This is a genomic window from Spirosoma validum (assembly GCF_014699035.1).
In the GTDB taxonomy this organism is placed as follows: domain Bacteria; phylum Bacteroidota; class Bacteroidia; order Cytophagales; family Spirosomataceae; genus Spirosoma; species Spirosoma validum.
Window position 1 is genome coordinate 40,148 of sequence record NZ_JACXAA010000014.1, and the last position, 14,195, is coordinate 54,342.

Sequence of the window (14,195 nt, forward strand, 5' to 3'; positions counted from 1 at the left end):
TTAAAAATTTGCGTTGATACCAAACGTCAGCGTTCTCGGAATCGGCACCTCCACAAAATCGAACCCACGTACGGCATTGGACTGACCAGCCGCATTGGTTTCAGGATCGTAGCCACTATAGTTATCAATCGACAGCAGGTTACGACCCGCTACGCTGAACCGAACATTTTTCAGTCCCCAGAATTTGGGGGCTACGGTATACGCCACCGAAAGCTCCCGAAGTTTCACGAACGAGCCATCTTCAATCCAGTTCTCAAAAATGCTGAAAAGCGCAGCACTCGTTCCTTTTGGCACTTCCCCGCGCAGTTCAGGCTCATAGCCTTTCAGGCCACCGTATAGGTCCCGATCACCAACGCGTTTGGTGAAGTTGAAAACGTCGAAGTGTTGCATGGCATCCCACTGCATCCGGAACGACCAGCGTGATCCGACCGACACTTCATTGATCAGCGAGTAAATCGCGGATGGGTTTGGATTACCAATAACTTTACTCAAGAGTGTACCACTCGGCTGACCATCTGCTGCGCGCTGAACCGTATACGTACCGTTCGCCCCCTGAACTCCACGCTCCCGCTGGGGCAAACCACCTGGTGTTAAAAGAAGACTTCCGTCTGGATTACGCGCAAAGAACGTAGCATAAAAGGCCCCCAGCGAATAGCCATTCACGGCAGCCACCTGACCAAAACCACCCGCAAAAGGCAGTACGCCGTTTCCTTCCACACCATCCGTTACGTTCTTATTGTGGGTATACGTCGCTGTAATGTTCCACCGAACGTTCTTTGTTTCGACGGGTATGGCCCGTACCAGTACTTCGAAGCCTTGATTGGTCATGGTACCGATGTTCACGAACCGGTTATTGTAACCCGTGCTGGGCGAAAGGGTACGGTTCAGAATCAGATCTTTCACCTGCTTGTTGTAATACGTAAATTCAACGCCGATCCGGTTTTTTGCCAGGCTGAAATCCGTACCAATTTCAAGTTCCGTTTGCCGTTCGGGTTTCACGCTGAAATTACCTAACTGCGCCGGCGCTAAATAGCCAACCAGACCGCCAACCGTTACGGGCGAATAATTGGTGAACCGATCATAAGGCCCGATGGCCGTTAGATTCCCCGCCTGTCCCCAGGCCGCCCGCACTTTGAATTCCGGCAAGATCTCATTGAGTGCAGAGCCTTTCCAGAATGATTCTTCCGACACGACGTACGAGCCACTCACTTTGGGGTAGAACTGCCAGCGATTATCAACACCATAGACCGAAGCTGCATCAACCCGTCCGGCTGCCGTTACAAAGAATCGATTGAATAAGCCGAAGGTTTGTTGCGCAAACACGCCCATGAAACTACGTTCCGAACGACTTTCGGCCGCAACGATATTGGCTCCGTTGTTGATGGTCTGCCCAAAAACGCCCAGTTGCTGCGCCGTGATGCCGGTAGTAAAACTACGGTCATACTGGATGGTCGCCCCTACCCCCGTCGTTGATTTCAGCCAGTCGGTTGGGTTGGCCTGATACCGGATGTTCAGGTCATTGTTGATCTGCAAGACCGACGCTTCACTTTTGCGCGAGTAACCGGCATTGTACGAAGGAGTCGTGTTATTGGGCGGAATGTAGCCCGTAGCCAACTGCGAATACGTATCCAGTCCAAACGTAAAATCAACCGCTAAACCCGGTAGCGGAGTCAGGTTGAGTTGCGCATCGCCAATAAACCGGCTGGTCCGCTGACGAAAATCGAATCGGGCGATGGCTTCCAGCGGGTTCGTCCGACGCACAACCGATACGGGCGCTGTGGATGGATAAATACCGGTTGTTGGATCGGGCTGGGGGTTGATAAAGTTATTGCTGAAAATGAACCCCGTCAGGGCGCCATACGCTTCGTTGATCCCACCGTTCGGAATCTCGCGGCTGTTACTGTAAATATAATTCGAGCCGATACTCAGCGTGGCCCATTTGGTTAACGTTTGCTGAATCCGCATCCGGCTGGACGCCCGGCTAAAGTCAGCCCCTTTCACGATACCCTGGTTGGCGAAAAGGGAACCTGAGAAAAAATACTGCGTGTTGGCCGTACCACCCGATACCGACAGGTATTCTTCATGCCCCGAAGCGGTTCGAAAAATATCTTTTTGAAGATCGTAACGCGTTACCGGAGTTTGACCCGCATCAGTAACCGTCGTGTTGTTGAACGTAGCGGGATACTCGTTGTAGGGCAACGTTTTCCGAATGTCGCTCAACCGGAACTGAGTCGAAAAGGTAATCGTAGGTTTTCCTTCTTTACCCCGCTTGGTAAAAATCTGCACGACACCATTGTTGGCCCGTGATCCATAAATGGCAGCTGCAGCGGCTCCTTTAATGATTTCGATCCGGTCAATATCGTTCGGGTTAATGTCGACCAGACGGTTCTGCGAATAGCCACCCAAATCGATCAGCTCACGTGAATCGTTGTTCACAATAACCCCGTCGACAATGTAGAGCGGGTCCGATGATCCCACGATGGTACTGGGACCGCGCAGCCGGACGCTGATACCACCCGCCGGGTTCCCGGAGTTCTGGGTAATCTGAGCGCCGGATAACTTACCTGCTAACGCCTGATCAATTGACGTGGCGGCTGACAGTTGAAAATCTTTGGCCTGCACCGTCGCAATGGTATTCCCGAGTTGTTTCCGGCTGGTAGCTCCTGATGTTCCGGTAACGACGACTTCATCGAGACCGAGGGCATCATCGCTTAGGCTGGCGTTGGTCGAGATGTTCGTATTACCAGCCAACGTAACACGCTGGGTTTGCGTCCGATAACCTACTGAACTAAACTGAAGCGTATAGGCTCCGGGTGCCAGCGGTGCCGTAAAGCGGTACTCACCATTGGCTTCGGTAATGCTACCATACGTAGTGCCGACAATCCCAACGGATGCACCAGGCATAGGAACGCCATCGGTTTTATTGGTAATTGTACCTCGAAACGAATAGGAAGTTTGTTGAGCAACAGCTTCCCAGCCACATAGAAAAAAGCAAACGAGAAGTAGCCTAAAAAAACTACTTCTCACGATAAATAGAGTTTGTTTCATGGAAGATTAATAATAATACCTGTAAAAAGCACTCGGCGCGCACATTAACCAGTAATTAACTAGAATTTCATGAAAAGAAAAAATCTTTCAGAAACGGTATTATCTCAGAAAAATTACATTCAGTCCCTGTTCGCAATTAAGCCCCCAAAGGCCTCTGCCTGAAATGTACGCTGGCTTTTTTGTGAGACCAGATGATTGCGTCTGACGAACCGCCCTGCCCGTAAACCGACAACACATTTAATTATGTATAGAAAAGCTTGTTCTATAAAAAAAGGGCGGTGAAAGTTCACCGCCCTGGATTTCAAGAAATTCTCAATTTACGTCAAGCGTTTGGCGCTCACATCGTAGCTCGTCAACGTACCTTTTAGGTTATCATCATCGACCTTAGTTAGGCCAATCGAGATTTCCTCTCCCCGAGACAATCAATCACCGCTTTGCGTTGGCTGCCACCGAAGCGGGTGCGTTCGCCAGAATACGAACGGGCCCAAGCAAGCCCGAGGGTAACAAAGCGGAATCGGCCCGATAGAACGGCATGGTTGTAAAAGTAATCTTGTTAGTTACACCCGGTTGAGCGTCACCGATCAGGCGATTGATCCACAGGTTCGTAACGTTTACCTGTATGGTGTTACGTCCGGATTTCAGGGCTTCAGTGATATCAATGCGGAACGGTTTCTTCCAGACAGTCCCTACACGTTTACCGTTAACAAGCACCTCTGCCATGTTTTTTACGTCGCCCAGATCGAGAACGTACGATGTGTTTTTTGCTATTGAAGGTAACTCAAACGTATTGTCGTAGACGGCAGTACCCGAAAAATACTTGATTCCGGGTTCGGTGTTTTCGGTCAGTGACGCCAACGTAGTGAAGGTAGCTTGTTGAGGAGCACCCCTACCCTCCTGGAAGTTAACTTTCCAGGCTCCACCCACGCTGGCAACCGGCGATTCCGTAACGGCGGGCTTGGTATACGTAGTGACCGTTGCTTTATCCCGGAAGACAACAAAATACGCTCCCCACGACTCGAACGTAAGCGGCACTACCGTGCGTCCGTCTTTGATCTGGTAGGATACGGTCGAGGTTTTGCCTGTCTCAGGGTTCCATAGTTCCGGCACTTTGCCTGTCACCCGAAAGCTGATGGTAGCCTCGTTCGGGTTTTCGCTGCGATTGTCGAGCCAGTAAAGATCAGCGTCTGTGGTTTGGCGATGTATGAATAACACCTTCGACTTAGCTCCCGTAATGTCTACATCGTTCGGAACACTCATTTCCTTCAGTACGCTCTCCACTGGCTTTGTCGATACGTTCGGATTGCTCCAAATCTGGTTTACCAACGTAGTGAATTCGGCTGGGTTATCACTCATACTGGGAGATCGTTCGGGTTTCGTACCCGCTACGTGCATGCCTGCTTTGACCAGTTCACCCAGTTTTTTCAGTACGGGCAACGTCATCGTTCTCGCCGTAGAGTCCAGCACCAACAAGCGGTACGTTTGGCCACTTGGTGCCACAATCTTGCCTCCCTCAATGCGTAAGGCATTCTTAATGACGGACGAGTTGGCAAAGTCAAACGCGTAGCCTGCTGGTATGGCGGGGAGTTTATCGGCAAATGCCTGCGTAATGTTATTGTTCTCGCCGTAGTAATAGAGCAGGTCCACGACGGGTTTACCCTGTTGCAGTAAAAAGCAGCTTCGACCCAGATAATCCATCCAGGGTTTCGCTTGTTCGGCCCAGGTTTCCTGCCGGGTAAAATACTGTCCGAAGGGTCCGAGTGAAAAGCCAGGTTTTTTATCATCCAGCGGCTGGTGCACCGACGTGTGAATCACGAAGCGGTTCAGGCCCGATGCCATTTCCAGATCGGCGGTGCGTTTGAGTTTCTCGGGATGCCAGCTAAAGGCGTTCTGAATGGACGTCATCGACTCAGCCGCTACGAGATTTTGCCCGTAAATATGCGCCACCGAGGCCGCTTCCCGAATATCGGCCTCACTACGTACTTCTTCTTCGCCACCGCCCGCCAGGCTTCCCGGCGTCCACATGGCCGACATAGGAACCTCGGCTTTCCGCTTCACGTCCATACCATCGGCCAGGTAAATCCGTCCGTTCTCGTGTGACTCCGTGTAGCGTTTCATCCCACGGGCGTGCAGCGCATCGCCGATCACATCGTAATGGTTATCGACGATCAGCTCGCCGATGGTCTTGCGGAAATCCCACAGGAATTTTTCACTGTCTTCGGCACTCTTCACCACCCGACCTGCTAACACCGGAAGCCAGGGTGTGATGGCATAGCCACGCCGTTTCTGAAACTCTTCCGGCATGGTTTTGGTCCAGGTCATATGGCCCGCTTCGTAGCTATCCAGCACCATGTATTGCAACCCCTGAGCCCCCATCTGACCACCCGTGGCATCTTTGTACATATCCAGATACGTATCGATGTATTTTCGTACAGCCACTTTGTCGAGTTTGTCGACTTCCAGACCGGTAGCTTCCGGCGACGCCGGGTGGTTTTTGCGGCCTGTAATCGAGTACCCCAATCGCATGATCACCCAATCCCCAGCACCGGCCGGAGGAGTCCAGTTTAACGTACCGTCCGAGCTCATTTTAGCCGTCAAATCCACTACGTCCTGCATTGGAATGGCGTCGGCGCCGGGCTTTACGAGGGAGTGCGTACTTTCTTTCCAGGCGCTGAAACCCGCTTTTTGCTCGAACAGGTCGACACGGTCCGTATTATGCAGCATCAGTTCGGCTACGGATACGCCCTGTGGTTTGCCAGGGTCGGCACGACCGCCCATCATGGCTGCAAAGGGATTGCCTTCGGGTTTCTCGGTTTTGAACGTAAACCGGAAGTATTTAGCCGTGGTTGGCAGAACGCCCATCGTACTTTGGGGAACCGTACTCCCCCGGATAATCACTACGTCCCGGAAATTCACTCCGTCGTCGCTTACTTTGAGCATCCGGTTGTCTGGCATTCCTCTGAATTCTGCCAGTTCGCCCGCGGCAGCCGCCCCTACGATGGTAAACGCTTTGATTGTCTGGGGACTGTCGAATTCATATTGTATCCACATATCCTGCCCGACTTCCATCGGCGGCAGCATTTTGGCATTGGCCAGATCACCATCGGTCAATTCGGCCAGGCTGAACGTACCACCGCTGGATGTAATTTTCGGATTCAACGAGGCAACAGATTTTTCGGTGGCGGGCAACCGGTAAGCGATCACGGCGGCATCGGCGTAGTAACCAGGTGACTGCGCGCCCGTCGGATTACTCAGCATATCCGGAGCCAATGCCACGTTCTGGAATTTGCCCGTTGTATTCGGGGGCTGAGGTAATTTCCCCGAAAAGGGTTTCCCGCCAAGCACGCGTGTTTCCGTCCAGACGTACTTTTTCATGGCGTCGCTGGCAGGCACCCACGGGCCACCCGTTACGCTCCAGCCTGGTGAACCGGCAATCGCCATTTCAAGCCCCAGCTTTTGGGCCAGGCCGGTCGTGTGTTTAAACGCATCTTTCCACTCGGGCGTCATGAACACCAGCTTTTTTGGCGTTACGTTCGGCGTAAACAAGCTGGCGTCGAAGTTTTGGAACCCGCCGATACCGACGCGCTTCATCCATTCAAGGTCTTTGGTTATGCCCTCTTTTGTGATGTTGCCGTTCATCCAGTGCCACCACACGCGGGGCTTGGCGGCATCGGGCGGGGCCTGAAAGCTGTTTTGAAGTGTCGAAGGTTGAGCAAATGCCAGCGCCGGAAGCATCCAGGCCAGCCAGGTTATTTTTTTCATAGTAGAACAGGTAAAGGGTAAGGAATTAGTCAGGGTTATTGGTAGAGCAAGCTACTATCCTGCAATTAATTCCCTTTCATAGAGTTACCCCACTGTTCTGCCGACTTAAGGTTTTGCCCTCCGGTAAACATGAAAAATGCCCCACCATTGGCTCAATACATTACTTTCCCGTAGCAACGGCTTCGTAAAATATATTTAGCAGTTCCGCCCGTAAATTCATCGTCGGCTTGCCGTACGTTTTACCATCGTCGGGATACACACGGTTCGTTAAGCAGATATATACCAGATTGTATTTCGGATCGACCCAGACGTAGGTACCCGTGTATCCGGAGTGACCGTAGGCCTGATCGGAGGCATATGTTTTTGTCGCCTGGCCGGGGAGTTTCGTTCGGTCAAAGCCATACCCTCGCCCACTCCCCTCCGATTGCTTTGCGGTGAATAAGTCAATGGTAGTCGGCTCTATGTATTTTACGCCACCGTACGAGCCTTTGTTCAAATACATCTGATAAAGAATCGCCAGATCGTTGGCGTTGGCAAACAGACCGGCATGACCTTCCACGCCCCCCGCCATCGCTGCCCCCGGATCGTTGACGTAGCCCTGAACCAGCATGCTTCGGAACCAGTTATCGTTTTCGGTCGTGGGTGCAATCCTTGATTTCGGAAAGCGATTCCGGGGTAAAAAACCTGCCGACTGCATACCCAGGGGCCGGTAAAACTCATTCAGTACGTAGTCATTCAGTTTTTGATGAGAAACCGTTTCGATCACTTCCTTCATCATATACATGCTGACGTCGCTATAAACATATTTTCCTCTGGTCCCACCTTTTGAGCGTAAGGTCACGGGCCACATGACATCCTCAAAATAATTGGCCCGAAGAAAGTAATGATCCGCCACTTTGGTTGGATAGGCTGCGGAAGAGTCAACACCCATATCGGACGGCTTGAGCTGTTCGTAAAATTTGATGTAAGGCGTATACCCCGCTTCATGAAGCAGGGCTTCTTTGATCTTGAGATCCGCTTTATCGGCAATAAGTCGGGTTCTGGCGACGTATTTACTAATCGAATCGTTCAGGTCAATTCGTTTCTGGTCATACAGCCGCATGACCGACGGTGTTGTGGCACTGACTTTCGTAACGGACGCCAGATCGTAAATATCACTGAGCCGAGTGACGTCCGTTCCGCTATACGTGTGCTTCCCATACGCTTTATGAAAAACCACCTGGCCATCCTTTGCCATCAGGACAACGGCACCCGGCGTAATATGCGCAGCGATGCCAGCTCTGACCAGCGAATCGACGGCCGCGAGTCGGTCACTATGTACGGATACCGCTTCCGGCACCGAGTAACCCAGCCGAGTTTTTTGGGTCGTGTAGCCACTCCCCTGTTTAAACATCTTACCGTAAGCTGCATCCAGTCGACCAGTGGCCGCGACGCCCCCAAAGATCAGTTGAGCCGCTACCGAAGCTCCCTCTGCTGTATTCGTTTTATACCAAATGATGGGCGAATTCAACGATTCCAGAAACGCCAGGTTCTTTCCACTTCCCGCCAGCACAATCACTACGTTGCTAATAGCCTGTTGATCCCGGATGAAGTTCAACAGCTTTTTGGTATAGGGCGATGAATCGGATAAGGTGATCAGGATCAGATTATACAGTTTCAGTTTATCATGGAGGGCAAAAACGGTGGAATCGATCTGAGGATTACTGAGCGTGAAATTCGTAACGGTGTTATACGTAGACGCGATGCTGTCAAATGCAGCCTGGTGATCGTAGGCAACGTGAACACTGGCAATTTTCAACTTGCTGAGTTCCTTTATCGGAATAAATCCGGATTGATTGTTTAATAGAACAACTTGCTTTTCAGCTTCTTGTATAGTGAATAGTTGTCGGTTAGATCTTGTTTGATTTTGGGCGAAAGCGGTAAGATAACTGATCAATAACAAGCTGCTCAGCAGAAGATTTTTCATAATGAATACGAACGGGCAAAACGTAAAGGCTAAATTAAGTTAAACTTCTCTGTCATTAGATTCCTCTACAAACATTCAACCCATTTTACAGGCCAATACGCTGGAATGAAGCTATAGCCTGAACTCATTCAGCCCGTTCCGTGGAGTCGGATTCTTCAATCTGACTCGGTACGGTTTCTCAAAACCGAATAAATAAGAACCGCTCGGTTTTGAGAAACCGCACGGGGCAGGTTTGGGAACCTGCCCTCACGGAGATTGATAAAATTTTTCCTATTTTCACTCCAGCGAACCGTGCCGTATAGGCGATGGATAGTTTTGTTTTATAAATTCAGAATGCATCTGTGAAAGTCTTCAATGACCGGAAATTACGAATTATTGGCCCCTTCGTCCTGTTTCTGGTCGGTACGTTATTCTTTCGCTTAGACTGGTACGTTGACTTATCAGTAGATAGGCTGGTTCGCTCAGACGTGATTGGCCTAACGGCAGGCTACATTTGCTGGAATCTGTCACGCTGGGTGCTGATGAGGCTCCAAAACCGTTACCCTGGCTTAGTCAATACGCGTCGACGTCTGCTCTGGATAACCGGGCTTACGCCAGTGCTGGTCAATTTTGCCTGGCTCATTCGACAACTGGGCCATCTGACCCTCAATAACGTATCGAACATAGCACAAACCTTACCCAATTATACGTATTCAATTGGTATCCAGCTGTTTTACCATCTCGTCTATTTTGTCATTTACGAAGGTGGCTATGTTCTCGGAGCGTGGCAACAAACGTATGAGCAAAACGAACGGCTGAAGAAAAATAAACTTCAGCATCAGCTCGATACGCTAAAAAACCAGATCAATCCTCATTTTCTGTTCAACAGCCTGAATTCGCTGTCGATGCTGATTTATGAAAATCCCCGACAGGCAGAAGCCTTCGTGGACGAAATCAGTAGTGTTTACCGTTATTTGTTGCGCGCAAACGATCAGGAATTTACCACGCTGGGCCGCGAACTGCAGTTTATTAAATCGTATTTTCAACTGCTGAAAACCAGATACGGGGCGGGGATCGAATTACACGTAGCGGTCGACGATTGGCAGTTAGATTATACAATTCCTCCTCTCACACTACAGTTGCTGATCGAGAATGCCGTCAAGCACAATGTCATCCTGCCCAACCGGCCATTGGTGATTAAAATTCTGACGCAGGGACAAATGCTGGTTGTGCAGAACAACCTGCAACGAAAAACGATCGCTGTACCGTCAAATAAGGTCGGTTTGGCCAATATTTCCGCAAAATATCAATTGCTTGAGCAACGCGACATCATTGTTCAGGAAGAAGCTGGACTGTTTGTGGTCAAACTGCCCTTACTGTCCAGCCATCCCGAAGTGAAATCGACTTTATGAAACGCTTAAACGACACCTGGCTCCGTTTACTTGGCCCGGTGGGGCTTTATGTGTTCGTAAGCGTGTTTTTCCGGCTCGACCTGTACGCTAAACTTCCTCTGGATTCAATCAAAATCAACGCTGTCGTTGCCATAACGTCCGGGATTATTTGCTGGCAGATTGCCCGCTGGGTCGTTCTTCGGATTCAGCAACGTTACCCAGGCTTGGACAATATTCGCCAACGTCTGTTGTGGCTGTTAGCGGCTCTTCCAATATTGGTTAGTTTTGCCTGGCTTTTGCGCCACATAGTCCGCTTTTTTATTGAAGGTACATTTTACTATTTCACGACCGCCGTTGAGCTGAGCCGTAACGTAGGTATCCAGATTTTCTACCATTTTATTTACTTCTCCTTATACGAAGGCTGGTACGTCCTGCAGGAATGGCAACGCGAAACGGTTGAAACCAGTACGTTGGAAAAAGTGTCGCTGCAAAGCCAGCTCACGTCATTACAACATCAGGTCAATCCTCATTTTCTGTTCAATAGTCTGAATTCACTATCGTCGCTGATTAGCGACAGCCCCGTTCAGGCCGACGCCTTTCTGAATGAACTGACCGCTGTTTTTCGCTACCTGTTACAAGCCAGCGATCATAATTTAGTACCCCTGCGCGACGAAATGACATTTATTCGTTCGTATTTTCACTTACTACAAACCCGGTACCAAGCTGGTCTGGTACTGGACGTAGCAGTCGACCCAGCAGATGAAGAGGGACTTATTCCTCCGCTAACGCTTCAGGTGCTGGTTGAAAACGCCGTGCGCTACAACATCATTCTGCCTGCTCAGCCACTGCATATTCGTATTTACACTACCCCTGATCAACGCCTATACGTAGCGAATACGCTCCAGCGTAAGGTCCTGCGTGTCCAGGTGACTGGAGCCGGATTAACTAATTTAGCCACCCGATACGAATTACTTAATGAGGGGAAACTCGTAATTGAGGAAAAAACGGGATGGTTTGTCGTCAGCTTACCTCTGGTGAGCGAAGGCAGACAGGCTTAGTGTGCATGTAACGCCATAAGGCTGTTATAGGCAAACCTGTGATGATAAGCGTTAGAACTGAAGCAGTTTATGAAAACCACAAAAAATATACTAAACGACCATTACTGTAAAATACATAGTAGCATAGCTTTAGTGAAGGTTATTGTCTCGACAATCGAATACCGGTTTGTCATATAACCTAACTAGTTGTTTTTTAGATATATAATTGATCATATTAAACAATGCAGTAGACTATTATATCTAATCGACGGGTTAGATTAAGTTTTAGTTATAATAAACTTTGTGTTACCATTTCATACTATATTGGGCAAAGTATTTGGTTAACTTCCGATTCGATCTAATAAGCCTATCCCACCCAACTATGGTTTTTTGCCTGAAACACGAACCCGATTTATCAAATCAATTACTGAATTGGCCCCCACTGCGGGTTTACAGTGCGATTAGCGGACACCAATGGCTGACTACTGCTGACCTGGTTTATTTGGCCGGTGAACATAATTACAGCTGGCTTCACTGGGCCGATGGTAGTAGAATATTGATTCCCTACACACTTAAGCGAATGCAGACCCAACTCCCTCCGACTAGTTTTATTCGCCTGCATCGATCGTTCGTCGTTAACCGCAAGTTCGTGGAGCGCGTGGAGACACACCCAACGGCAAATCATCAGCTTTATTTATGTACTGGTACCAGCCTGCCAATTTCGCGCAAGCGCTGGAGCATCGTGCGTGGGCAACTGAAATTAGTGAAGGTAGGAATTGGTACCGACCGGTAACGTATCGCGGTATGTAAGAAAACCCTGTTCAGGCAAACTTTTTTTCCCCAATACATATTCATTCGTTAACAAACTCAATTATTCTCACGACGTATGGCAACGATTGCTTTGCATGGATTTGGGCGAATTGGCCGACAGTTTCTTCGGATTGGTTTAACGAATAACCTATTTGTTCCTGTCTCGATTTCAGACATTAAAGATGAACCTACGCTGGCCGCTCTGTTTGCGGTCGATACTAATTACGGTCGCTGGCATGAGCCCGTTTCGGGGAGCAAAGGCAAACTGACGATTGGCGATCGTAACATACCTTATATCAACTCGGCAAACGAAGTACCGGACTGGAAAGCGCTGGGCGTTGATCTGGTAGTCGACTGTACGGGACGGGCGACGACTCGTGCTGGTGCACAAGTTCATCTGGACCGGGGGGCCAAATATGTGCTGATCAGCGCGCCGAGCAAGTCCCTGAACGATTGTGATGCTGTATTGCTGAAAGGTATCAATCTGGAAACGTTCGATCCGGCCAACCACCACATTGTGAGTATGGGGAGTTGCACTACCAACGCCCTCGCTTCTGTCGTTAAAGTAATTCTGGAGAACTTCGGCATTCAATACGGTCTTTTCTCAACCGTGCATTCATACACTAACACGCAATCACTGACGGACCAGCCCATGAAAGACCGGCGTGATTCGTGGGCGGCTGCCGAAAACATCATCCCTTCTTCATCGGGAGCGGCCCGGGCTTTGCAGTTCATCTGGAAAGACCTCAAAATTACCGGCAAGGCCTATCGCGTACCCACCCGCACGGGTAGCATCGCCGAATTGAATCTGATTACGGAAAAAGAGTGTACGGTGCAGGAAGTTAATGACGCTTTCCGCAAGGCAGCCGCGGAAGGACCTTTGAAGGGTGTTATGGACGTACTGGAAGATGAGTGGGCATCCTCCCGGATTGTGGCTGATCCACACTCCTCCATTATCGATCTTCCGTTGACGGCTAAAGAGGGTAATTTATTATCGGTAGCCGCCTGGTACGACAATGAGTGGGGCTTCTCAAACCGGCTCGCTGAAGTTGCTGCATTCCTGGCAGAACGGATATAACGTTACGCGTGCTTTCTAATTCCGGGTTCCATGTAGAAAGGTGCCTATTGTTAACTAAGGCTTTATTATAAAGTACCCCCTCACTGTAGCGTTTATTAGTGACCACTACGGTGAGGTTTTTTAAACGGGTTCCGAAGGTTCAATAAAATGGTCTGTAGCTGGCCGTGTTTCACGCTTGTAGAGTAATAAGCGACCTTTTGCCGTTCTCACTGACTGATACAATTGTCTATACAACTGGTCCTTGGTTAGTTGTAGTTTTCTAAGTGTTTCAGCTTCCAGCATTACCTGCTGCGTCAATACGTTGAACTGAGCGGCCTGTTCACTTAGCTTTTCCAGACAGTGAGGAGGCCGGACGGGGGTAAACTTGACAACTAACAGGAGATCGACTAACCAACCAAAATATTGACCAAATAAGGCATACGAATCCTCATGGAGACGTACCGTTTTATAGTGTAGTGGATTGCGCCTGGATACCGGAAAATCAGGCAGTGGAAACCGATGAATTTTCTGGCACAGTATTTTAAGTAAATCGTTCGCGACGGTTCCGCCCCTGAATTGGTAACTGATATCTTCCCACAGCCGATCCGTTAGCTTTTTAATACAATCATCCGATTCACTGGCTAATCGACGGCGCTTCTCAGAAAGGTTCCGATAACGCTCTAACTGATCATCAAAATGCTGGCTGGTCGTCTCAATCTGCTGAATGAGTGCCTGCAAAATCGACTCTTCAGACACAGAGTCATAACCAGCCATTTTCTTCCAGTTTGATAGGGTGCAGCTAAGCTCAGCAGCCTGGGAAAGTTTTTTTCGTAGTGAGACTTCGTAGGGTGTCATGAATCAGTTTCTTTCTCTAAATGATGCTATCCAATCACAATCTACATGGATAGGATAACCTGTCTGGAAAAAGCTTTTGTTAACTCCATTCCGTCGTCTTAATCGTCGGATAACAGTAAAGCGCAAATGTAATTATCAGAAATACAGACTTTTACCTAAAAACAACAGAACTGGCGAGTTAACGAATAAGGCAAATAAACAACAACCTGCTATAGATTAAAACCAGATTAAGATTTGATAATATTTCCGTAATCCTGAGGTAACATTGGGCCGATAGTTTTGCAGCGCGAAAG

8 protein-coding genes are annotated in these 14,195 nt (G+C 49.2%); 4 read left to right on the top strand and 4 right to left on the bottom strand.

Annotation, left to right across the window (positions count from 1 at the left end):
* From IC230_RS27905 to IC230_RS27915, 3 genes are all read right to left on the bottom strand, one after another.
* Entirely contained in the window at window positions 1-3,048 is a 3,048-nt protein-coding gene (locus tag IC230_RS27905; protein WP_191042357.1) for a SusC/RagA family TonB-linked outer membrane protein, read from the bottom strand.
* Between the two features lie 426 nt (window positions 3,049-3,474).
* Entirely contained in the window at window positions 3,475-6,807 is a 3,333-nt protein-coding gene (locus IC230_RS27910; protein ID WP_191042358.1) for a glycosyl hydrolase, read from the bottom strand.
* 160 nt (window positions 6,808-6,967) lie between these two features.
* Entirely contained in the window at window positions 6,968-8,773 is a 1,806-nt protein-coding gene (locus IC230_RS27915; protein WP_191042359.1) for a serine hydrolase domain-containing protein, read from the bottom strand.
* A 341-nt stretch (window positions 8,774-9,114) separates the two neighbouring features.
* On the opposite strand from IC230_RS27915, the gene IC230_RS27920 reads away from it, so the two are divergent.
* The 4 genes from IC230_RS27920 (at window position 9,115) to IC230_RS27935 (ending at window position 13,068) form a co-directional block, all read left to right on the top strand.
* On the top strand, window positions 9,115-10,164 hold the full coding sequence (locus IC230_RS27920) for a sensor histidine kinase (RefSeq protein WP_191042360.1): 1,050 nt from the start codon (window positions 9,115-9,117) through the stop codon (window positions 10,162-10,164).
* Window positions 10,161-11,201 carry a sensor histidine kinase gene (locus tag IC230_RS27925; RefSeq protein ID WP_191042361.1) on the top strand — a complete coding sequence of 347 codons (1,041 nt, stop codon included), beginning with the start codon at window positions 10,161-10,163 and terminating at the stop codon, window positions 11,199-11,201. Before IC230_RS27920 ends, IC230_RS27925 begins: the two co-directional genes overlap by 4 nt.
* A 361-nt stretch (window positions 11,202-11,562) precedes the next feature.
* Window positions 11,563-11,973: a LytR/AlgR family response regulator transcription factor gene (locus tag IC230_RS27930; RefSeq protein WP_191042362.1), complete on the top strand. Its 411-nt coding sequence runs from the start codon at window positions 11,563-11,565 to the stop codon at window positions 11,971-11,973.
* Between the two features lie 93 nt (window positions 11,974-12,066).
* Window positions 12,067-13,068: a type I glyceraldehyde-3-phosphate dehydrogenase gene (locus tag IC230_RS27935; protein WP_191042363.1), complete on the top strand. Its 1,002-nt coding sequence runs from the start codon at window positions 12,067-12,069 to the stop codon at window positions 13,066-13,068.
* Between the two features lie 120 nt (window positions 13,069-13,188).
* Here the strand turns inward: IC230_RS27935 and IC230_RS27940 are convergent, their stop codons facing one another.
* On the bottom strand, window positions 13,189-13,902 hold the full coding sequence (locus tag IC230_RS27940; RefSeq protein ID WP_191042364.1) for a hypothetical protein: 714 nt from the start codon (window positions 13,900-13,902) through the stop codon (window positions 13,189-13,191).
* Between the last annotated feature and the right edge of the window lie 293 nt (window positions 13,903-14,195).